This window comes from Pantoea endophytica, from assembly GCF_002858935.1.
Taxonomy (GTDB): Bacteria; Pseudomonadota; Gammaproteobacteria; order Enterobacterales; family Enterobacteriaceae; genus Pantoea; species Pantoea leporis.
In genome coordinates, this window is the sequence record NZ_PJRT01000020.1 from 16975 (window position 1) to 37812 (window position 20838).

General features: G+C 54.3%; 19 protein-coding genes. 14 read left to right on the top strand and 5 right to left on the bottom strand.

The window, feature by feature from the left end; genetic code table 11:
* Positions 1 to 190: 190 nt before the first annotated feature.
* From mreB to PZBJ_RS13210, 9 genes are all read left to right on the top strand, one after another.
* Positions 191 to 1234 (top strand): rod shape-determining protein MreB, encoded by a 1044-nt coding sequence (gene mreB / locus PZBJ_RS13170; RefSeq protein WP_007891976.1) that lies wholly within the window; start codon positions 191 to 193, stop codon positions 1232 to 1234.
* Between the two features lie 156 nt (positions 1235 to 1390).
* Complete coding sequence (mreC, locus tag PZBJ_RS13175) at positions 1391 to 2425, top strand: rod shape-determining protein MreC (RefSeq protein ID WP_008101989.1); 1035 nt, start codon at positions 1391 to 1393, stop codon at positions 2423 to 2425.
* Entirely contained in the window at positions 2422 to 2910 is a 489-nt protein-coding gene (gene mreD / locus PZBJ_RS13180; protein ID WP_101762839.1) for a rod shape-determining protein MreD, read from the top strand. Before mreC ends, mreD begins: the two co-directional genes overlap by 4 nt.
* An 8-nt stretch (positions 2911 to 2918) precedes the next feature.
* The gene (locus PZBJ_RS13185; protein WP_101762840.1) at positions 2919 to 3512 is read left to right on the top strand and encodes a Maf family protein; all 594 of its coding nucleotides are present in this window, start codon (positions 2919 to 2921) and stop codon (positions 3510 to 3512) included.
* On the top strand, positions 3502 to 4971 hold the full coding sequence (gene rng / locus PZBJ_RS13190; RefSeq protein WP_101762841.1) for a ribonuclease G: 1470 nt from the start codon (positions 3502 to 3504) through the stop codon (positions 4969 to 4971). Before PZBJ_RS13185 ends, rng begins: the two co-directional genes overlap by 11 nt.
* A gap of 46 nt (positions 4972 to 5017) precedes the next feature.
* A complete protein-coding gene (yhdP, locus tag PZBJ_RS13195; RefSeq protein ID WP_101762842.1) occupies positions 5018 to 8836 on the top strand; it encodes an AsmA2 domain-containing protein YhdP in 3819 nt (1272 codons plus the stop codon).
* 64 nt (positions 8837 to 8900) lie between these two features.
* Positions 8901 to 10346: a metalloprotease TldD gene (gene tldD / locus PZBJ_RS13200; RefSeq protein WP_101762843.1), complete on the top strand. Its 1446-nt coding sequence runs from the start codon at positions 8901 to 8903 to the stop codon at positions 10344 to 10346.
* Positions 10347 to 10620: 274 nt separating this feature from the next.
* The gene (locus tag PZBJ_RS13205) at positions 10621 to 12240 is read left to right on the top strand and encodes an S-type pyocin domain-containing protein (protein ID WP_101762844.1); all 1620 of its coding nucleotides are present in this window, start codon (positions 10621 to 10623) and stop codon (positions 12238 to 12240) included.
* Positions 12237 to 12431 carry a CPCC family cysteine-rich protein gene (locus PZBJ_RS13210; RefSeq protein ID WP_101762845.1) on the top strand — a complete coding sequence of 65 codons (195 nt, stop codon included), beginning with the start codon at positions 12237 to 12239 and terminating at the stop codon, positions 12429 to 12431. Before PZBJ_RS13205 ends, PZBJ_RS13210 begins: the two co-directional genes overlap by 4 nt.
* Before the next feature lie 205 nt (positions 12432 to 12636).
* On the opposite strand, the gene aaeR is transcribed toward PZBJ_RS13210, so the two are convergent.
* Positions 12637 to 13554, bottom strand: a complete 918-nt coding sequence (aaeR, locus tag PZBJ_RS13215) for an HTH-type transcriptional activator AaeR (RefSeq protein WP_101762846.1) — start codon at positions 13552 to 13554, stop codon at positions 12637 to 12639.
* Positions 13555 to 13812: 258 nt separating this feature from the next.
* On the opposite strand from aaeR, the gene aaeX reads away from it, so the two are divergent.
* The 5 genes from aaeX to PZBJ_RS13240 all read left to right on the top strand — a co-directional run bounded on the left by aaeX (position 13813) and on the right by PZBJ_RS13240 (position 18781).
* Positions 13813 to 14016, top strand: coding sequence for a p-hydroxybenzoic acid efflux pump operon protein AaeX (gene aaeX, locus PZBJ_RS13220; RefSeq protein WP_021508145.1), 204 nt, complete (start codon positions 13813 to 13815; stop codon positions 14014 to 14016).
* Positions 14017 to 14026: 10 nt separating this feature from the next.
* A complete protein-coding gene (gene aaeA / locus PZBJ_RS13225) occupies positions 14027 to 14956 on the top strand; it encodes a p-hydroxybenzoic acid efflux pump subunit AaeA (protein ID WP_101762847.1) in 930 nt (309 codons plus the stop codon).
* An 11-nt stretch (positions 14957 to 14967) separates the two neighbouring features.
* A complete protein-coding gene (gene aaeB / locus PZBJ_RS13230; protein WP_101762848.1) occupies positions 14968 to 16920 on the top strand; it encodes a p-hydroxybenzoic acid efflux pump subunit AaeB in 1953 nt (650 codons plus the stop codon).
* Positions 16921 to 17031: 111 nt separating this feature from the next.
* The gene (locus PZBJ_RS13235; RefSeq protein ID WP_101762849.1) at positions 17032 to 18486 is read left to right on the top strand and encodes an NAD-dependent succinate-semialdehyde dehydrogenase; all 1455 of its coding nucleotides are present in this window, start codon (positions 17032 to 17034) and stop codon (positions 18484 to 18486) included.
* A 25-nt stretch (positions 18487 to 18511) separates the two neighbouring features.
* Complete coding sequence (locus PZBJ_RS13240) at positions 18512 to 18781, top strand: barstar family protein (RefSeq protein WP_036647722.1); 270 nt, start codon at positions 18512 to 18514, stop codon at positions 18779 to 18781.
* A gap of 50 nt (positions 18782 to 18831) precedes the next feature.
* Here the strand turns inward: PZBJ_RS13240 and yhcN (PZBJ_RS13245) are convergent, their stop codons facing one another.
* The 4 genes from yhcN (PZBJ_RS13245) to argR all read right to left on the bottom strand — a co-directional run bounded on the left by yhcN (PZBJ_RS13245) (position 18832) and on the right by argR (position 20780).
* Positions 18832 to 19098, bottom strand: coding sequence for a peroxide/acid stress response protein YhcN (yhcN, locus tag PZBJ_RS13245; RefSeq protein ID WP_008101968.1), 267 nt, complete (start codon positions 19096 to 19098; stop codon positions 18832 to 18834).
* 101 nt (positions 19099 to 19199) lie between these two features.
* Entirely contained in the window at positions 19200 to 19466 is a 267-nt protein-coding gene (locus PZBJ_RS13250) for a YdgH/BhsA/McbA-like domain containing protein (protein ID WP_101762850.1), read from the bottom strand.
* A gap of 90 nt (positions 19467 to 19556) precedes the next feature.
* The gene (gene yhcN / locus PZBJ_RS13255; protein WP_101762851.1) at positions 19557 to 19820 is read right to left on the bottom strand and encodes a peroxide/acid stress response protein YhcN; all 264 of its coding nucleotides are present in this window, start codon (positions 19818 to 19820) and stop codon (positions 19557 to 19559) included.
* A 489-nt stretch (positions 19821 to 20309) separates the two neighbouring features.
* Entirely contained in the window at positions 20310 to 20780 is a 471-nt protein-coding gene (gene argR, locus PZBJ_RS13260; RefSeq protein WP_008101964.1) for a transcriptional regulator ArgR, read from the bottom strand.
* Positions 20781 to 20838: the final 58 nt, after the last annotated feature.

Below are 20838 nucleotides of genomic sequence, written 5' to 3' on the forward strand. Positions count from 1 at the left end.
GCAATTTAGGTTAAAACGGCGTGTTAACGCCATTTAACTGCGGCAAAAGACCCTACGATCAGGCCAAAAAAGTATTCAGCGTATTTTTTCACCGAAGCCGAACGTTTTTGCGCCTTGTAGCGGCTTCGCGTGGTTGGTAAAGTAGGCGGATTTTATTTTCCGCCCCCAGCTTGCAGGATTATCCCTTAGTATGTTTAAAAAATTTCGTGGCATGTTTTCCAATGACTTGTCCATTGACTTGGGTACCGCGAATACCCTGATTTACGTGAAAGGACAAGGCATCGTGTTAAACGAGCCTTCTGTGGTTGCCATTCGTCAGGATCGTGCCGGCTCCCCAAAGAGCGTAGCGGCTGTCGGTCATGACGCTAAGCAGATGCTGGGCCGTACGCCGGGCAACATCGCTGCTATCCGTCCTATGAAAGATGGCGTGATCGCCGACTTCTTCGTTACCGAAAAAATGCTGCAGCACTTCATTAAGCAAGTGCATAGCAATAGCTTTATGCGTCCAAGCCCGCGAGTGCTGGTCTGCGTACCGGTGGGTGCGACCCAGGTTGAGCGTCGCGCCATCCGTGAATCTGCACAGGGTGCAGGCGCACGCGAAGTGTTCCTGATTGAAGAGCCAATGGCTGCGGCGATTGGTGCAGGTCTGCCGGTTTCTGAAGCAACCGGTTCTATGGTGGTGGATATCGGTGGTGGTACCACTGAAGTAGCAGTGATCTCGCTGAACGGCGTGGTTTACTCCTCTTCTGTGCGTATTGGTGGTGACCGCTTCGATGAAGCTATCATTAATTATGTTCGCCGCAACTACGGTTCACTGATTGGTGAAGCGACTGCAGAGCGTATCAAGCATGGTATCGGTTCTGCTTATCCGGGCGATGAAGTACACGAGATTGAAGTTCGCGGCCGTAACCTGGCAGAAGGTGTGCCACGTGGCTTTACCCTGAACTCGAACGAGATTCTTGAAGCGCTGCAGGAACCGCTGACCGGCATCGTGAGCGCGGTGATGGTTGCGCTGGAACAGTGCCCGCCAGAGCTGGCCTCTGACATCTCCGAGCGCGGTATGGTGCTGACCGGAGGTGGCGCATTGCTGCGTAACCTCGATCGCCTGCTGATGGAAGAGACCGGTATTCCGGTAGTCGTGGCAGAAGATCCGCTGACCTGCGTAGCACGCGGCGGTGGTAAAGCGTTGGAAATGATCGACATGCATGGCGGCGATTTGTTCAGCGAGGAGTAATTCCTCAACGGCTGAGGCCCTGGTCAAATTGCGCAGGGAATAGCGCCTATGCTGACGCTGCTGCTGCAACGCACGACGGCGAAATGCGTCCAGCCCTGAGGCGTTGGTGATTTAGGCTAACGCTTCTTCCCTGATGTCGAGGAACACGCAGAATTTATGAAGCCGATTTTTAGCAGGGGACCTTCCCTGCAGTTGCGCCTCTTTCTGGCAGTCATTGTGGCTATCGCGATTATTATCGCCGATAGCCGCGTGAGCTCCTTTTCCCAGATCCGCAACTACCTGGACACATCGGTCAGTCCATTTTATTTTTTGGCCAACGGGCCAAGACAACTTCTTGATGGCGTTTCCGAAACCCTGGCGTCACGTCAGCAATTGGAACTGGAAAATAAAGCACTGCGCCGTGAGCTCTTCCTGAAAAACAGTGACTTGCTGATGCTGGGGCAATATAAGCAGGAAAACGCGCGTCTGCGCGAACTGCTTGGCTCGCCGCTGCGCCAGGATGAGCACAAGATGGTAACGCAGGTGATCTCCACCGGCACCGATCCTTATACCGATCAGGTGGTTATCGACAAAGGCAGCGTAAACGGCGTTTACGAAGGCCAGCCGGTGATCAGTGATAAAGGGGTAGTCGGTCAGGTGGTCGCGGTCGGTCAGGTGACCAGTCGCGTACTGCTGATTTGCGACGCGTCGCATGCGTTGCCGATTCAGGTGCTGCGTAATGATATTCGTGTTATAGCCGCCGGTAATGGCTGCAGCGAAGATCTGCAGCTGGAGCATCTACCGGGCAACACCGATATTCGCGTGGGCGATGTGTTAGTCACGTCTGGCCTGGGCGGCCGCTTCCCGGAAGGTTATCCGGTTGGCGTGGTCTCTTCGGTGAAAGTCGATACGCAGCGCGCTTACACGGTGATTCAGGCGCGTCCAGCCGCTGGCTTGCAGCGTTTGCGCTATCTGCTGCTGCTGTGGGGCGCGGATCGCAACGGCGTCGCACCGATGGCACCGGACGAAGTGCACCGCGTGGCCAACGAACGTTTAATGCAGATGATGCCGCAGGTCCTGCCGCCAGCAGGCGAAATGGGCCCACCGGCACCTGATACTTTGCAGTCTTCGCAGCAAATGGGGCCACCGCAACCCGCTAACAGCAGTCGTTCGCAAGGGAATTCTGCGAACACACGCGGAGGCCAGCCTTGAGTCGATATCGCAGCCAGGGCCGATGGGTTATCTGGCTGTCCTTTCTGATTGCCCTCATCCTGCAAATCATGCCGTGGCCGGAACAGATCTATATGTTCCGGCCATCATGGCTATTGCTGATCCTCATTTATTGGGTGCTGGCGCTGCCGCATCGGGTGAATGTTGGTACCGGTTTTTGTCTTGGTGCCATTATGGATCTGGTGGCGGGTTCAACGCTGGGCGTGCGCGCATTAGCCTTTAGCATCATCGCGTATCTGGTGGCCTTTAAATTTCAGTTATTCCGAAACTTAGCGTTGTGGCAGCAGGCATTAATGGTTATGGTGCTGTCCCTTGCGGTGGATGTGATTGTTTTCTGGGCAGAATTCCTGGTGATCAACGTTTCTTTCCGTCCGGAAATCTTCTGGAGTAGCGTGGTCGACGGCGTCCTGTGGCCCTGGCTATTCTTATTGATGAGAAAGATTCGCCGTCAATTCGCTGTTCAGTAAGGAATACTATGATAAGCCTGTACCTCGCATCCGGTTCACCGCGTCGACGTGAGCTGTTAACGCAGCTTGGTCTGCAATTTGAACGCCTGATTACCCACGTAGAAGAGCAGCGTCAGCCTGAAGAAGCGGCTGACGCTTACGTGCGTCGTCTGGCGTCGGATAAGGCGCGCGCGGGCGTCGCGGTGGCACCGCAGGATCTGCCGGTGCTGGGTGCTGATACCATCGTGGTGCTGAACGGTGAAGTACTGGAAAAACCGCAGGATGCCGCGCACGCCGCCGCGATGCTGAGCAAGCTGTCGGGACAAACTCATCAGGTGATGACCGCGGTGGCGCTGGCCGATACGCAGCGTGAGCTGGATTGTCTGGTGACCACGGACGTGACCTTCCGCACGATGACGGCGGAGGAAATTTCGCACTATATCGCCAGTGGCGAGCCGATGGATAAAGCCGGCGCGTACGGAATTCAGGGCCTTGGCGGCAATTTTGTCCGCAAGATTAATGGAAGTTATCACGCCGTAGTGGGATTACCGCTGGTTGAGACCGGTGAGCTGCTGAGTCATTTTCAGTCACTGCGGGCGTTAAGGGGACAAGATGACGGCTGAACTGCTGGTAAATGTGACACCTTCGGAAACCCGTGTTGCCTACATTGATGGCGGCATTCTGCAGGAAATCCACATTGAGCGTGAAGCACGACGTGGCATCGTGGGCAACATCTATAAAGGACGCGTCAGTCGCGTCTTACCTGGTATGCAGGCGGCCTTTGTCGATATCGGCATGGAAAAAGCCGCCTTTCTGCACGCTTCCGACATCATGCCGCACACCGAATGCGTGGCGGGTGATGAGAAGAAAAATTTTGTGGTGCGCGACATTGGCGAGCTGGTGCGTCCCGGCCAGGATCTGATGGTGCAGGTGGTGAAAGATCCGCTGGGCACTAAAGGCGCGCGCCTCACCACCGACATTACTTTGCCCTCGCGCTATCTGGTGTTTATGCCTGGCGCGTCACACGTCGGCGTCTCGCAGCGTATTGAGAGCGAAGCCGAGCGCGAACGACTGAAAACGGTGGTTGCTGCGCACTGTGACGATCTCGGCGGCTTTATTATTCGTACCGCTGCGGAAGGCATTGGTTCGGAAGAGTTGTCGCAGGATGCCGCTTTCCTGAAACGTTTGTGGACCAAAGTCAGCGAGCGTAAAAAGCGTAATCAGACGCGCTGCCTGCTCTACGGTGAACTGGCATTAGCGCAGCGCGTGCTGCGTGATTTCGCCGGTGCCGCGCTGGATCGCATTCGCGTGGACTCACGTTTGACCTGTGATTTGCTGGTGGAATTTACCAGCGAATATATTCCGGAAATGGCCAGCAAGCTGGAGCTTTACAGCGGTAAACAGCCGATTTTTGATCTGTTCGACGTTGAGAACGAAATCCAGCGTTCGCTGGAGCGTAAGGTCGAGCTAAAATCCGGCGGCTATCTGATTATCGATCAAACCGAAGCCATGACCACGGTGGATATCAACACCGGCGCGTTTGTCGGACACCGCAATCTCGACGAGACCATCTTCAACACCAACATTGAAGCGACGCAAGCGATCGCGCGTCAGCTGCGACTGCGCAACCTCGGCGGCATCATCATTATCGATTTCATCGACATGAGTAACGACGAGCATCGCCGCCGCGTGCTGCATTCGCTGGAGAGCGCGCTGAGCAAAGATCGGGTGAAAACCGGCATCAATGGTTTCTCGGCGCTCGGTTTGGTGGAGATGACGCGTAAACGCACGCGTGAAAGTATTGAACATGTGCTGTGCGCCGATTGCCCGGTGTGTAAAGGGCGCGGCACCTTGAAAACGGTGGAAACCGTCTGCTATGAGATCATGCGTGAAATTGTGCGCGTGCATCACGCCTACGATTCCGACCGTTTCCTGGTGTACGTTTCCCCGGCGGTGGGCGACGCGCTGAAGGGCGAAGAGTCACACGCGCTGGCGGAAGTGGAGATCTTCGTCGGTAAACAGGTCAAAGTTCATGTTGAACCGCTCTATACCCAAGAGCAGTTTGATGTCGTCATGATGTGATTTTGAGGTTGAGTTCCGCAAGCCAACGGACAGCAAGGAGAGGTGTGTGAGGCGGTTGCCGAGGATTTTGTTACTGCTGCTCGCCGCAATCATCGTAATTGTGGCGCTGCTGGTCAGCGGGTTGCGCCTCGTGATGCCGCACCTCAACAGTTATCGCAGCGATATTCTGCAGACGATCTCACGCGTCAGCGGCGTCACGGTGACGGCCAGCGAACTGCAGGGCAAATGGGAGAATTTTGGCCCGACGCTGCAGATGCGCAATCTCAACGTCGCGATGCAGGAAGATGGGCAACTGACCATCGGCCGCGTCAATCTGGCGCTCAATGTGTGGCAATCGCTGCTGCACTGGCGCTGGCAATTCCGCGATCTCACCTTCTGGCAGCTGCATCTCGAAACCAATCATCCGCTGTTCACCAGTGACGAACAGAAGAACAGCTTCAAACCGGCGCAAATCAACGATCTGTTTTTGCGTCAGTTCGACCACTTCGATCTGCGCGACAGCAGCATCCGTTTTCTGACGCCGTCCGGCCAGCATGCTGAACTGGCGATTCCGCGCCTTACCTGGCTGAACGAAAATACCCGTCACCGCGCCGAGGGCGAAGTGAGCCTCTCCAGTTTTACCGGCCAGCATGGCGTGGTGCAGGTGAGGCTCGATCTCAACGACAGCAACGGTTTACTCAGCGATGGCCGCATCTGGATGCAGGCCGATGATGTGGATGTGCGACCGTGGATTGGTCCGTGGCTGCGTGATAACACCAGCCTTGAAAGCGCGCGCTTCAGTCTGGCCGCGTGGGCGAATTTGCGCGATGGCGATCTCTACGCCGGTGATTTGCTGTTGAGCAAAGGTGGCGCGCGCTGGCGCGGCGAGCAGGGCGATCATCAATTAGAGGTTGATGGCTTAACCGCGCACTTGTCGCGCTACCAGAATGGCTGGAGCCTTTCGGTACCGCAAACCCGCTTGAGAACGGATGGCATCGCATGGGCGCCAGGACATTTTTCCCTGCTGTGGAAGCCAGAAGATAAGCAGATGCTCGGCGCCAACAGTGCGCCGGAGATGCGCGTGCGTGCCACGCAGCTGGATTTAGAACGTCTGGCGCCCATCGTTCCGCTGTTTGCACCGCTTTCTCCAACCTTGCTGGATAACTGGCGTGCGCTGCAGCCGCGCGGCCACATTGATGCGCTGGCGCTGGATATTCCGCTGCAGCAGCCTGAGCAAACGCGTTTGCAGGTGAAATGGCGCGATCTCGCCTGGCAACAGTGGGAATTACTGCCGGGTATCAGCAATCTCAGCGGGAGCGCCAGCGGCAGCTTAAACAACGGCTTGCTGGATGTGGCGATGGGCCAGGCGGAAGTGCCGTACGGCGATATGTTCCAGGCTCCGCTGCAGATTAAACAGATCACTGGCCAGCTCAACTGGCTGCGCGATGCTAACGGCTTAACGCTGGATGGACATCAGCTGGATGTGCAGGCCCGTTCGCTGTGGGCACGCGGCGATTTCCGCTACCAGCAGAATTTGGGTAGCGCGCCGCGCCTCGATATTCTCGCCGGAATTCGCGTTACCGATGCTGGCGATGCGTGGCGTTATTTCCCGCAGCAGCTGATGGGCCACGATCTTACTCACTATCTCAGTGACGCGATTAAAGGCGGGCAGGTGGATAACGCCACGCTGCTGTTTGCTGGCGATCCCTCGCTGTTCCCGTTCAAACACAATGACGGCATGTTTGAAGTTTGGGTTCCGCTGCGCAATGCCACCTTCCAGTTCCAGCCCGGCTGGCCAGCGCTGGAAAACCTCGACATCAATCTCGACTTCCTCAACAACGGTTTGTGGATGAAAGCCGATAAAACCAGGCTCGGCGAGGTTGATGCGCGCAATGTCAGCGCGGTGATTCCGGATTACCTGAAAGAGAAGTTGATCATCGATGGTGACATCAGCGGCGAAGGCAAAAAAATCGCTGACTATTTCGAGCAAACGCCGCTGAAACCGACGCTCGGCGCGGCGCTGCAGGAGCTACAGATTGGCGGCAATGTGCGCGGCACGTTGAATCTTGATATTCCACTGGATGGCGAGCAGGTGCACGCCAGCGGCAATGTGGTGCTGAACAACAACAGCCTGCATATCAAGCCGTTAAATACCACGCTGAACAATCTCACCGGCCGCTTCCGTTACAATAACGGCAATCTGGAGAGTGAAGAGCTGCAGGCCAACTGGTTCGGGCAGCCAACGGGCGTGAGTTTCAGCACGAAAGAGAATCCCAACGATTTTGGCGTGAACGTCAAACTGCTGGGCGATTGGCAGCCAGGTAATATCAAGGTGCTGCCTGATGCCATCACGCGTCAGTTAGACGGCTCTTTACCGTGGCAGGGCAACGTGGATATCACGCTGCCGCATAAAGGTGGCGCAACCTACAAAGTGGCACTGCAAGGCGAGGGCAAAGCAGTAAGCAGTCACTTACCAGCACCGCTGGATAAAGCGGCCGGTGAAGCGATGCCGATTACCATCAACGCGGATGGCGATCTGAAAGGCTTTACCTTGAGCGGCAGCGTGCGCGAGCGCCATCGTTTCAATAGCCGCTGGATTCTGGAGCCGCAGCTGCGCGTTGATCGCGGGATCTGGCTGAATGATGCGAAAAGCACACCGAAGCTGCCGGAAAAGCGCGGCATGGAGCTGAATCTCCCGCCGCTGGATGGCGAAGCCTGGATGGGGATGATGGCTGGCGCGGGCAGTGCGCGTAACGCTCAGGGCGAGCCGGAAGTGGGCGGCGCGGCGCTGCCGGGCGACTTTATTCTGCGCACACCGGCGCTGACGCTTGGTGGTCAGCAATGGCAAGACGTTAACGCTACTGTTACGCAGGGGCCAGCCGGCAACACCCACTTGCAGCTGGAGAGCCGTGAAGCACGTGGCAGTTTGCAGACGGCGCAGCGCTCTCCATGGCAGATCAACCTGAGCTATCTTTACTACAATCCTGAATGGGCTGAGAAAAGCGATGGAAAATCATCGCCGTTTGGCGGCAACAGCAGCAACATCAACTTCAGCAGCTGGCCAGCGTTGCAGCTCAACTGTGATGAGTGCTGGATTCGCGGGCAGAAGTTTGGCCACATGCAGGCGAAGCTACAGCCGCAAGGCGATACGTTAGCACTTACTAACGCCTCGATTGATTCTGGCAGCTCAAAATTAAATGTGGCGGGTGAATGGGTGAATAAACCCGGCGATCAGCGCACTTCGCTGAAGGGCAGCCTGAGCGGCGACAACATCAATGACGCGGCTAACTGGTTTGGCATGAATACGCCGCTGCGCGATGCACCGTTTAAACTCGATTACGATCTGCACTGGCGTTCTGCGCCGTGGCAGCCATCGGAAGAGACGCTAAGCGGTACGCTGAAAACCCACTTTGGTAAAGGCCAGATCGCCGATGTGAACACCGGCCGCGCCGGGCAGTTGCTGCGTCTGTTTAGCTTTGATGCCTTGCTACGCAAGATGCGATTCGATTTCAGCGACACCTTTAGTGACGGTTTCTATTTCGATTCGATCAACGGCACCGCGTGGATTGAAAACGGTGTGATGCGTACCGATAACCTGCTGGTGGATGGCCTGGAAGCGGATATCGCCATGAAGGGCAACATCGATTTGGTGAAGCGTCAGATCGACATGGAAGCGGTGGTCGCCCCGGAAATCTCCGCGTCGGTCGGCGTTGCCACTGCATTCGTCATCAATCCGGTGGTCGGTGCTGCGGTCTTCGCCGCCAGCAAAGTGCTGGGACCGCTGTGGAATAAGATTTCACTGTTGCGCTACCACATCAGCGGACCGCTGGATAAGCCGGAAATCAATGAAGTACTGCGCAAACCGCGTGAAGACGAGAAGAAGTGAATTTGACGCCGTCGGGTAATTGCCGCAGGCTATGACTATCCGAGCACATAATGAGTGAGAAACGATGACTCTGAATCTGGTAAGTGAGCAGTTGCTAACTGCGAACAGCATTAATCAGCAGGACCTTTATTCCCTGTTAGGGCAGCTTTCAGAACGTCGTCTGGATTATGCCGATCTCTATTTCCAGTCCAGTTTCCACGAATCCTGGGTGCTGGAAGACAAAATTATCAAAGATGGTTCTTACCATATCGATCAGGGCGTGGGCGTCCGCGCCGTGAGCGGCGAGAAAACCGGTTTCGCCTACGCTGACCAGATTTCCCTGAATGCACTGCGTCAGTCGTCTGAAGCGGCGCGCAGCATCGTGCGTGAACAAGGCAACGGCAAAGCGCATACCTTATCGGCGGTGCTGAACCGTTCGTTGTATGCGCCCGTTAATCCGCTGGATAGCCTGACGCGCGAAGACAAAATTGCCCTGCTGCACCGTGTTGATAAAGTGGCGCGTGCTGCCGATCCACGTGTGCAGGAAGTGAATGCCAGCCTGAGTGGTGTTTACGAACAAGTGCTGGTCGCCGCAACTGACGGCACGCTGGCCGCAGATATTCGTCCGCTGGTGCGTCTTTCCATCAGCGTGCAGGTGGAAGATCAGGGTAAACGCGAACGTGGCTCAAGCGGCGGCGGCGCGCGTACCGGTTATGAATTCTTCCTCGCTGATGAGAGCGGTGATGTGCGTGCCGATGTCTGGGCGCGCGAAGCGGTGCGCATGGCGCTGGTCAATCTCTCCGCCGTGGCGGCACCCGCTGGCATGTTGCCGGTGGTGCTGGGCGCAGGTTGGCCGGGTGTGCTGCTGCACGAAGCAGTTGGACACGGTCTGGAAGGTGACTTCAACCGTCGTGCGACATCGGTATTCAGCGGCAAAATGGGCCAGCTGGTGGCTTCAGAGCTGTGTACCGTGGTTGACGATGGCACCATTGAAGGTCTGCGCGGTTCGCTGGCGGTCGATGATGAAGGCGTGCCGGGCCAGTACAACATGCTGATCGAAAATGGCGTGCTGAAAGGCTACATGCAGGACAAGCTGAATGCGCGCCTGATGGGCGTCAACCCAACTGGCAATGGTCGCCGTGAATCTTACGCGCACCTGCCAATGCCGCGCATGACCAATACTTACATGCTGGCAGGCAAATCGACGCCGCAAGATATCATTGAAAGCGTGGAGTACGGCATTTACGCGCCAAACTTCGGCGGCGGCCAGGTTGATATCACGTCCGGCAAGTTCGTGTTCTCCACCTCAGAAGCTTATCTGATCGAGAACGGCAAAGTGACGACGCCCGTAAAAGGCGCCACGCTGATTGGCTCCGGCATCGAAGCGATGCAGCAGATCTCGATGGTCGGCAACGATCTGGCGCTGGATAAAGGCGTCGGCGTATGCGGTAAAGAGGGACAAAGCGTGCCAGTTGGCGTGGGCCAGCCAACGCTGAAGCTGGATAAAATCACCGTAGGTGGTACTGCCTAATAGCCTTTACGCTTTACACATTCTGCAACGGCGCGTTTATCGCGCCGTTTTTATACATGCTTTCCGGCTTCAACCTTTCCTCCTCGTTGTGAAATCCCATTATTTTTGTGACATTTAGATCCATTTCTAATCGTGGTCATTCAGGTGCAAAATTAATCCATGTATTATCCGGCGACGAAATTAGCCCTATAAAGTACATGGAGTTCGTATGGATACGAAGTACATCAAGTCACTTATGCCTGCAAATCAGCTTGCTGAATTCGGAGCGTAATAGATGGGATACCGCGATGACGAATTCGGGCGGGGACTCGCACTCTCATGCGATAAAACCACTACCGGTGCAAGATTAATCTCGTCTCTGCCACTAAACAGATTTAGCCATCATGGTTTTGGCATCATCCGAAAGGGCGATAAGACCACGCCATGCCCAGTCTGCGGCAAGGAGGGACAAGTAGGGGAAGGTGAAGAAAAATCCAGAATTCACAATGTGGCCGTAGCAGTTGATCGCTGCTTAGTTATCTGTGGTTGCCCACCCGGTTCGAATCGGATTATTGCTCCGGTCGGTCAATGGTTAGGAAAGGGGCCATCGCCAGAAAAAATTGCTCGTGATAAACACGCCGCAGCTGCAGCCGCTCGGAAAACAAAGCATGAAGAGGAAGAGAAAAGACTCGCCGATGAACGGGAGTGTAACCGAGTTTTTGCCAAATCTTGCCTGCGCGGTGATGGCTGCAATGATGCCGGAGACGAACGGGAACCGCATACTAACTTTGCCAATATGGGCATTTTCAGAGCGGCAGCAGATGTCGATCCTGCGACTGAAGTTGATGTGCCGCAGCGTGCTCAGGCAACGAAGAAAAATAACCCCTCTAAGTCAGAAGAAATTCCAAAGCCGAAAGAACGAAGCGCGTTATACAAATGGTTTTTTGGTCATCATGAAGAGATGGACTACCAAGCGGCGACAGCTGCTGCGGCTGGAACAGCACGCGCTCAGGCCGTGGCTGCCAGTTCAAACGTACTTGAGCTAATTGGCGGACGCACCTCAACTTATGGGACGTGGGCATTACGTGCAGCAGGAATTGCGACGGCTGGAGCAGGGGCTTCCGTGGCTGGATTTCTAATGGGCATGATGCCGGGCAAACTCAATGAAGGTGAGCAGGATTTCATCACACCAATTTTGTTGCAGCAGATCGCTGCTAAACGTGGTACAGCCCCGACCCGCGTCCGCTTTACGTGGGAAAATGACAGCGACGGAAATCTGGTGCCGCGTGGATGGCATACCCCGCATGGCGAAGCGCGTGTAAGGCAGATGGAATGGGACAGTAAACTCAGTGCATATACCTTCACCACTGAAGATGAAAAACCGATAACCATCATTTGGACGCCCGATCACTCAGGCGAGGATTATCCACATCACACTGGTAATCAAGATCGTCCAGTTTTACCGGATCCTACTTTTGTTGATCCGATGCCTGAAAGCTCTGACATTGTTACGCTTCCGGGTCACTTACCGGAAGAGCGGCACTTCCTGGATTATATTCTGTATATTCCGGTGGAAGGTGTTCCGCCGGTTTATATTTATTTGAGTAAAAAGCCAGAAACACCAATATGGACTAAAACTAAGGAGTTAGTTCCGGTATCCAATGCTTATGCTCACTGGATAAAACATTCCAGAGAGTTTTCAGAAGATTCTTTCAACAATGCTAAAGAATATGTGGATTCAACTCATGATTTCGTTAATAACCCTCCTGAGGGGACATTGACAAAAACCCGAGCGAACGGTGATCGTCTTTTCTACCATCCTGAAACAAACACTTTTGCAGTGAGAACAAAGGATGGTGTTCCCAAAACGATGTTCAAGCCTGATAAAAAGATGGAATATTGGAGTAAGCAATGAATAATGAATTTCCATGCCCTTGTTGTGGGGAAAGAACAATCGATAATTTAGGTGATTATGAGATTTGCAGCGTTTGTAAGTGGGAGGACGATCCCATTCAATCGAAAGAGCCTGATTTCTCGGGCGGTGCAAATAAGATGAGTTTGAATGAAGCAAAAAAAGCTTATCAAGAAGGTAGACAGATCCTCTGAACAAATTAATAGGTTGGTCTTTATGGGACTCACTTTAAAATTAGAATGGTTCGGTAAAATTGATGAAGTCTTGGTTGGCACCGAAGCGTCCGATGATCCTGGACAAGACCGGTCTGAATAAAGTCTTTACTGTTTAATAGCGCGCCATTTGCGCGCTAAATATTTCGCAGAGTAAATATTTCCTTTAAAAATATTAGGATTATTATCAACCTTTCCGATGCTGCTGATACTGCTGCGCTACCTGCCTGAAATACTCGGTCAGATAATCAATGCACACCTGCACTTTCAGCGGCAGCTTGTCTTTCTCAGTATAGAGCGCATAGACCGGGCGCGGCTCCGAGTGATATTGCGGGAACAGAATATCGATCTCCCCCGCATTGATCTCATCAATCACCCACATCAACGGCACATAGGCGATACCGCAACCTGCTTTCAGCCAGCGTATCAGCGTCTGCGAATCGTTGGTGACGAAACGGCCCTGCGGCGTAAGGCGGGTAACCAATCCTTCCGGCGCAACCAGTTCAAAAGTGTTATCCGGCCGCACGCTATATTCCAGCCACGAAAAATTATCGATCTCGCTGGGTTTTTCCGGCGTGCCATGCTGTGCCAGATAGCTCTTCGCCGCGCACACCACCATCGGCATTGCACCCAGCCGACGCGAGAACAAGTTCGAATCCTGCAGCGCGCCCACGCGCACCACCAAATCCAAACCGTTGGCAATCAAATCGGGAGCAGGAATACCCGTCACCAGATTGACGCCCAAACCCGGATATTCGCGTAACATTTCGCTGGTCATCGCCGATAACACATTCTGCGCCATCGTCGATGAGCAGCCGATCCGTAGAATACCGATCGGCGTGTTGTTAAAGGCGTACAGCTGCTCGTGTACCTGCGACGCCTCCGCCAGCATGCGGCGACAGCCCTGAAAATAGATCTTTCCGGCCTCAGTCAAGCCAATGCTGCGCGTGCTGCGATTAAGCAATTTAACCTGTAACTCATCTTCCAGTTTGGCGACAATCTGGCTGATAGACGAAACGCTAAGCTGTAGCTGGCGCGCCGCGGCGGTAAATGAACCCAATTCAACCACTTTGGCGAAAATGGACATGCTTTTAAGTCGATCCATTGTTTACTCTGGCTAAAAAGTGATTTAGCTCACAATATGTAGAAAACGTATAGTCAAGCGCGTTACTATACGCGCGCTGGGTCTCTTCACTGCACCTGAACACGGCTGTGTTAGCCCGATGATACGCTATGATTAGCTCAACGCGGCCTGAATGTTGCCATCAGTTTATCCGTCATCCCCTGATCGTAAACCCAACGTGCTATACGGCACGTGGGCAGGTATCGGTGCAATCCGGCAAGGTCGAACTAAGGATCCGAAATGAGTGTGCTTCCGGTATTTGTCGTATTCGGGCTGAGTTTTCCGCCCATCTTCATTGAACTACTGGTTTCACTGGCGCTGTTCTGGCTGGTGAAACGCGTGCTAACGCCTAGCGGGATCTACGATCTGGTTTGGCATCCGGCACTGTTTAACACTGCGCTGTATTGCTGCGTGTTTTACCTTGTATCCCGTTTATTCGTCTGAGGTTTTTTAAGTGAAAGCGCTAATAAGAAAAATCGCGCGATACGCGATTACACTCCTGCTGGTTGTCATCGCCATCGTGATCATCTTCCGCGCCTGGGTGTTCTACACCGAATCACCGTGGACGCGTGATGCCAAATTCTCTGCCGATGTGGTAGCGATCTCGCCTGACGTCACCGGCATCATCACTGACGTGCCGGTGCACGACAACCAGCTGGTTAAAAAAGGCGACACGCTGTTTGTGGTTGACCGTCCGCGCTACCAAAAAGCGCTGGACGAAGCCCAGGCGGATGTCGAGTATTACCAGGCGTTAGTGAGTGAAAAACGCCGTGAAGCCAGTCGCCGCAATCAGTTGGGTACCAGCGCCATGTCGCGTGAAGCGATTGAGCAATCCAATAACGATCTGCAAACCAGCGAGCACCAGCTGGCGAAGTCTGTGGCCACGCGCGACCTGGCGGTGATTGACCTCGATCGCACCACTATCAAAGCGCCATCTGACGGCTGGGTCACCAACCTCAATGTCTATCAGGGCGAATTCATCACGCGCGGCTCGGTAGCCGTGGCGCTGGTGCAACAGCACTCCTTCTATGTGCTGGCCTATATGGAAGAGACCAAGCTGGATGGCGTGCGTCCGGGCTTCCGCGCGCAAATCACGCCGTTGGGGAGCAACGCGGTACTGCGCGGCACCGTTGACAGTATCGCGGCGGGCGTAACCAACAGCAGCAGCACCAGCGACAGCAAAGGCATGGCAACCATCGACTCGAATCTGGAGTGGGTGCGTCTGGCGCAGCGTGTGCCGGTGCGTATTCGTCTCGACGAGCAACCGGGCAACCGCTTCCCGGCGGGGACCACGGCGACGGTGGTGATCACCGGTGCGCAGGATCGCGAAACCAAAGTCTCGCCGCTGGCACAGTTGTTCAATCGCCTGCGTGAGTTTGGTTAAGCGAGGGCGATATGATTGAGTTTTTGCGTTTCCCGGTGAAGCTCACCTTCGCGCTGGTTGCGGCGTTGATGATTGGCTTTCACTTCAATCTGGAAACGCCGCGTTGGGCGGTGATGACCGCCGGCATCGTGGCCGGTGGTACCGCCTTTGCTGCGGGGGGCGATCCCTATTCTGGCGCGCTGCGCTATCGCGGCATTCTGCGCATCATCGGTACTTTTATTGGCTGTATCGCCGCGCTCACCATCATGATTGCCACGGTGCGCGCGCCGGTGGTGATGCTGCTGCTGTGCTGTATGTGGGCCGGCATGTGCGTGTGGCTCTCTTCGCTGATCAAAGTCGAAAACTCCTATGCGTTGGGTCTTGCCGGTTACACCGCGCTGATCATCGTGGTGACGGCGGATGCCAGCGGCGGCTTAACGCTGGCTCCGCAGTACGCGGTTGAGCGCTGCAGTGAAATCGTCATCGGTATTCTGTGTGCCATCCTCGCCGACATGCTGTTCTCGCCGCGTTCGATCAAGAAAGTGATTGAGCAGGAAGTGGACGTGCTGCTGGTGGCGCACTACAAATTGCTGCAGCTGTGCGTCGCGCATGAAGACAAAGAGGAAGTGGATAAAGCCTGGAGCGCGTTAGTGCGTCGCACCACGGCACTCAACGGCATGCGCGGCCAGCTGATGATGGAATCCTCACGCTGGAAAAACTCCAGCCGCCGCCTGCAAATGCTCAACACCTTATCGCTGACGCTGATCACGCAGGCCGCCGAAACTTTCCTGATTCAAAACTCGCGTCCGGAATACATTCCACCGCACTATCGTTTGCTGATCGAAAAAGAGGTCAACAGCGTCAACGATGTGCATAAGCGCATGAAGGTGATGCGTCGCCTGATTGGCGTGAGCAGCAAAACCGTGCCGGTGACGCTGGCGAGTTGGGTCGGCGCGGCCACTGAATATCTGCTGCTGATTAACGGCATTAAAAGTAATAGCCGCATCACCACGCTGGAAGAGAGCATTCTGCAGCGTGAGGTAGTGATTCAGGCGCGCTCTGCGGAAACCCATCACGCGATGATCAACGGTATACGTACCTTTGTCGCCACCGCGCTGGGATCGCTGTTTTGGCTATATACCGGCTGGACATCAGGCAGCGGCTGCATGGTGATGCTGGCGGTAATTACCGCGCTGGCGATGCGTATGCCGAATCCGTTGATGATGGCGAAAGACTTCCTTTACGGCATGACGGTTGCGGTGCCGCTCGGCGCGCTCTACTTCATCTTTATTCTGCCCGCGACCCAGCAAAGTGCGCTGCTGTTGTGTATCGCCATCGGCGCGCTGGGTTTTATCGGCGGCATCTTCGTGCAGCGTCGTCAGTTGGGTACGCTGGGTGCGTTGATTGGTACCATCAACGTGCTGGTGCTGGATAACCCGATGAAGTTCGAGTTCAACGTATTCCTCGATAACGTGTTGGGCCAGGTGATTGGCTGCTTTGTAGCGATGATGGTGATTCTGCTGATTCGCGATAAATCCAAGGAGCGTACCGGACGTAAACTGCTGAATCGCTTTATGTATGCCGCAGTTGCTGCGCTGACCACTAATCAGGCGCGTCGTCGTGAAAACCACTTGCCGGCGCTGTATCAGCAATTGTTTTTGTTGCTCAACCTGTTCCCCGGCGATATCGATAAATACCGTATCGCGCTGACCCTGATTATCGGCCATCAACGCCTGCGCAATGCCGAAGTGCCGGTGAATGCAGAGTTATCGGCCTATCACCGCCAGCTGCGCTACACCGCCGATCGCATCATCTCTGCAACCAGCGATGATAAGCGGCGCTATTACTTCGAGCGGCTGCTCAAGGAGCTGGATGTGTATCAGGAGAAGCTGCAGCACTATGCTGCGCCTGATAACGTCACCGAGCCGGTGAAACGGCTGGCGCTGATGCTGGATAAGTATCAGAACACCTTAATACAAATCTGAAACTGGCCGCTGCAACCTGCAGCGGCCTTTTAGATCCCACGCTGACACAAAAACCTCTGATATTGGCATCTATACTTTCCTGACAGGACGCAAACTGACAGGAGAAAACCGATGTCCACTTCCCTGCAACAACACGAATTTTTCAAGACCGGCTATTTCGCTGATGGTCAGTGGCATAACGCCAGCGCCACCTTTGAGGTGACCAATCCTGCCACCGGCGAAGTTATCGCTAACGTGGCGAAAGCCGGCCAGCAAGAAACCGAACAGGCGATTGCCGCCGCGCAGCGTGCGTTTCCCGCCTGGCGCGATAAAACCGCCAAGGCGCGTGCCGAAATCCTCTATCGCTGGTATCAGCTGATCATCGAGAATAAAAGCTGGCTCGGCCAGTTGATGACGGCCGAGCAGGGTAAACCGCTTACAGAAGCCGAAGGTGAAGTGGAATACGCCGCCAGCTTTATTCAGTGGTTTGCCGAGCAGGCGAAACGCGCCAACGGTGAAATCATCCCGCCGGCTAAACCGGGCTCGCGCATTCTGGCGACGCGCGAACCAATTGGTGTGGTCGCGGCGATCACGCCGTGGAATTTCCCGATGGCGATGCTGACGCGCAAACTTGGCCCCGCATTGGCCGCGGGCTGTACCGGCATAATCAAACCCGCTAACAACACACCGCTGAGCGCCTTCGCGTTGCTGGCGCTGGCGCAGAAAGCCGGTGTGCCTGATGGCGTACTCAATGCGGTGGCGGGCGATACGCATGCCATCAGCGACGCGATTATGGCCAGCAAGGCGGTGCGCAAAATCTCCTTTACCGGTTCCACCGCGGTGGGCAAAACGCTGATGCGTAATGCGGCTGAGACCATGAAAAAGGTCTCGATGGAGTTAGGCGGCAACGCGCCCTATATCGTGTTTGATGATGCCGATATTGATGCGGCGGTGCAGGGCGCGATTGCCAACAAATTCCGCAACGCCGGGCAGGTGTGCGTCAGCGTCAACCGCTTCTATGTGCACAACGCGGTCTACGATCGCTTCGTTAATCAACTGGCCGATGCGGTGGGCAAACTAAAAGTCGGAAATGGCGTGGAAGAAGGCGTGATCGTTGGCCCGCTGATTGAGCCGTCCGCGCTGGAGAAAGTGGAGGAGCACGTCAAAGATGCATTGAGTAAAGGCGGCAAATTGCTGGTCGGCGGCGAACGTCATCCTCTTGGCGGCAACTTCTGGCAACCAACGGTGATTGGCGAAGCGCATGAAGAGATGAAGCTGGCGCAGGAAGAGACGTTTGGTCCGGTTGCGGCTTGCTTCCGCTTTGACGATGAAGCCGAGGTGATTGCGCGTGCCAACAATACCGAATTTGGCCTGGCGGCTTACTTCTACACGCAGAATTTGCAGCGGGTATTCCGCGTCTCAGCGGCGCTGGAAGCGGGCATGATCGGCATTAACGAATGCGCGGTATCCACTGAGCTGGCACCGTTTGGCGGCGTGAAAGAGTCTGGACTGGGACGCGAAGGATCGGTGTTGGGGATGGAAGAGTATCTGGAAGTTAAAGCGTTGCACCTCGGCGGGCTCAGCTAGCCGCAACAACCAAGAGGGCGTCATGATGAGAACCGAGCGTTTCGATTTCGACGAGATTGTCGATCAAGCCCATTTTTATCGACAGTTTAGCGATCGTTTTGCGTTAGCCGATCTCGCCATCAACGATCTTGACGATCTTTGGGATGCGATTGTCGGTGAGCAACTGCCGTTGCCGCTGGAGATTGAATTTGTAAATCTGGGGAAAGGGCAGAAACGCCGGTATGGCGCATTGATCCTGCTATTTGATGAAGCAGAAGAGGAGCTGGAAGGCCAGCTCCGCTTCAATATAAAGTAAAAAGGGCCCCGGCGAGCGGGGCCAAAGGGTTCGTCTTAATTGACGAGGAATTACTTATACAGCTCAGCTGTCACGTGGTAGCTGTCGCCGGTTTTCGCTTCAATCACTTTGTAAGCGCTGGCACCTTGCTCATCCGCTTTCTGAGAAAGCTCGGCACGATAGTCCATTGGCGAACCGCCGGTTCCGCTGATTGAAATGGTGCTGCCGGTAGGTTGCAGATTCTGCGCCTGTTGTTCGGTGACCAGTTGTGCTGCAGAAGCACCAAAGGCGAACAGGGAAAGCAGGGTAGCAGTTGCGATGGTTGTTTTGATTTTCATAATTTTCTCCTCGTTTAATCAACAACCTGCGGCAGAAAAGGGGTGGCGGGTCGTCGATCTATTGCCTGGCGCCATCAAGGCACCGGACGTTCAATTAGTGATTATTTGTACAGTTCAGCAGTTACGTGGAAAGTATCGCCACGGTTGCTTTCGATGATGCGGTAATGGCTGGCACCCTGCGCATCGGCTTTCTGTGACAGTTCCTGACGCACGTTGGTCTGGTCGCCGTCAACACCGCTCACGCTGATGGTTTGGTTCAGAGATTGCAGCTGTTCAGCTTGTTGGTTTGAAACCAGGCTGGCGGCATTCGCGCCAAAAGAAAGAACAGAAGCCAAGCCCAGTACTGCGATAGCTAATTTGGTTTTCATGATTCACTCTCCTGAAATGGGGGCCGGCAACCTGAGAGGCAAGAGCGTCTCAAACGGGTCGCCGTTCACATTGCTTTTTAAGTCAATAACTTATTTGTACAGCTCAGCGGTTGCGTGGTAGCTGTCACCGGTATTCGCCTCAACCACGCGATAGGCTTTAGCACCTTGCTGGTCGGCTTTATCGTTTAACTGCTGACGGATATCCATTGGAGAACCGCCCACGCCGCTGACGCTGATGGTGCCCGCAGGTTGCAGATTCGCTGCCTGTTCGGCATTAATAGAATCTGCTGCAAAAGCACCAAATGACAGGGCAGAGAGAACACTTAAAGTCGCGATAGTAGTTTTAACGTTCATGATAATTTTCCTCGTCGTCTATTTTTATCTTTTTCTTTCGTGTGATTTGCATCACGAAAACAAGTATAGATCTAATCACCCATGAAATTAATACCGAGCTAATAATGTTTGGTTGTAATTCTTTATCCTTATGGCACTTTTTTAGAACCTGAAGTTATAAAAAACGCCTGGATCTTAACCATAGGTGGTTATTTCACCGTAAAAACAATGATCTACATCAAATTATCTTTTAGTGCGAAAGATCGTGGTTGATCTCGCTGGCTGATACAGATAGAGAAGGGAAAGACACTGAGCACAATGTGTAAAGCAGCGTAAAATAGCGCATAAGGTTAAACGGGCATAAAGGTCGTACCAATGATAGCGGCTGAAAAGAACCGACAGGCATATGGATAACTTATTATTTACAAAGGGATTTGTAACAGAATGGTTATAAATGAAGCGCAAAGGGCAAGATAACCGGCAGAGGAACTGCCGGTATGCAGCAGGGTTTTATAGCTCTTGTTCGAATAAAACCAGGATCGCGTCGTACAGCTGTTTTACCGAGAAGGTGCGCGCGGGGGTAATAAAAATGGTGTCATCACCGGCAATGGTGCCGAGAATGCCTTCCGCTTTGCCCAGCGAATCCAGCAGGCGCGCAATCAGCTGCGCCGCGCCCGGACTGGTGTGAATCACCACTAACGCATCGTTGTAATCGATATCCAGCACCAGATTTTTCAGCGGGCTGGTGGTAGTGGGCACGCCGAGTTCAGCAGGCAGGCAGTAAACCATCTCCATCTTGGCGTTGCGCGTGCGCACCGCGCCAAACTTGGTCAGCATGCGAGAAACTTTGGACTGATTAATATTCTCGAAGCCGTCTTCCTGCAGCGCCTGCACGATTTCGCCCTGGGAGCTGAATTTCTCTTCCTTCAATAAGGCTTTAAACGCCTTAATCAAGTCGTCTTGTTTCGATGGGTTTCGCATAAGCTACCAATTAAAAAGGGGTTGCAGAGGGCAACAGGCCCACGGCAGATAAATTATT

What these genes read in the sequence shown, in the direction of transcription:
- mreB (WP_007891976.1), top strand. Translation starts at nt 191, where the DNA reads ATGTTTAAAAAATTTCGTGGCATGTTTTCCAATGACTTGTCCATTGAC.
- mreC (WP_008101989.1), top strand. Translation starts at nt 1,391, where the DNA reads ATGAAGCCGATTTTTAGCAGGGGACCTTCCCTGCAGTTGCGCCTCTTT.
- PZBJ_RS13185 (WP_101762840.1), top strand. Translation starts at nt 2,919, where the DNA reads ATGATAAGCCTGTACCTCGCATCCGGTTCACCGCGTCGACGTGAGCTG.
- rng (WP_101762841.1), top strand. Translation starts at nt 3,502, where the DNA reads ATGACGGCTGAACTGCTGGTAAATGTGACACCTTCGGAAACCCGTGTT.
- tldD (WP_101762843.1), top strand. Translation starts at nt 8,901, where the DNA reads ATGACTCTGAATCTGGTAAGTGAGCAGTTGCTAACTGCGAACAGCATT.
- PZBJ_RS13205 (WP_101762844.1), top strand. Translation starts at nt 10,621, where the DNA reads ATGGGATACCGCGATGACGAATTCGGGCGGGGACTCGCACTCTCATGC.
- PZBJ_RS13210 (WP_101762845.1), top strand. Translation starts at nt 12,237, where the DNA reads ATGAATAATGAATTTCCATGCCCTTGTTGTGGGGAAAGAACAATCGAT.
- aaeR (WP_101762846.1), bottom strand. Translation starts at nt 13,554, where the DNA reads ATGGATCGACTTAAAAGCATGTCCATTTTCGCCAAAGTGGTTGAATTG.
- aaeX (WP_021508145.1), top strand. Translation starts at nt 13,813, where the DNA reads ATGAGTGTGCTTCCGGTATTTGTCGTATTCGGGCTGAGTTTTCCGCCC.
- aaeB (WP_101762848.1), top strand. Translation starts at nt 14,968, where the DNA reads ATGATTGAGTTTTTGCGTTTCCCGGTGAAGCTCACCTTCGCGCTGGTT.
- PZBJ_RS13235 (WP_101762849.1), top strand. Translation starts at nt 17,032, where the DNA reads ATGTCCACTTCCCTGCAACAACACGAATTTTTCAAGACCGGCTATTTC.
- PZBJ_RS13240 (WP_036647722.1), top strand. Translation starts at nt 18,512, where the DNA reads ATGAGAACCGAGCGTTTCGATTTCGACGAGATTGTCGATCAAGCCCAT.
- yhcN (WP_008101968.1), bottom strand. Translation starts at nt 19,098, where the DNA reads ATGAAAATCAAAACAACCATCGCAACTGCTACCCTGCTTTCCCTGTTC.
- PZBJ_RS13250 (WP_101762850.1), bottom strand. Translation starts at nt 19,466, where the DNA reads ATGAAAACCAAATTAGCTATCGCAGTACTGGGCTTGGCTTCTGTTCTT.
- yhcN (WP_101762851.1), bottom strand. Translation starts at nt 19,820, where the DNA reads ATGAACGTTAAAACTACTATCGCGACTTTAAGTGTTCTCTCTGCCCTG.
- argR (WP_008101964.1), bottom strand. Translation starts at nt 20,780, where the DNA reads ATGCGAAACCCATCGAAACAAGACGACTTGATTAAGGCGTTTAAAGCC.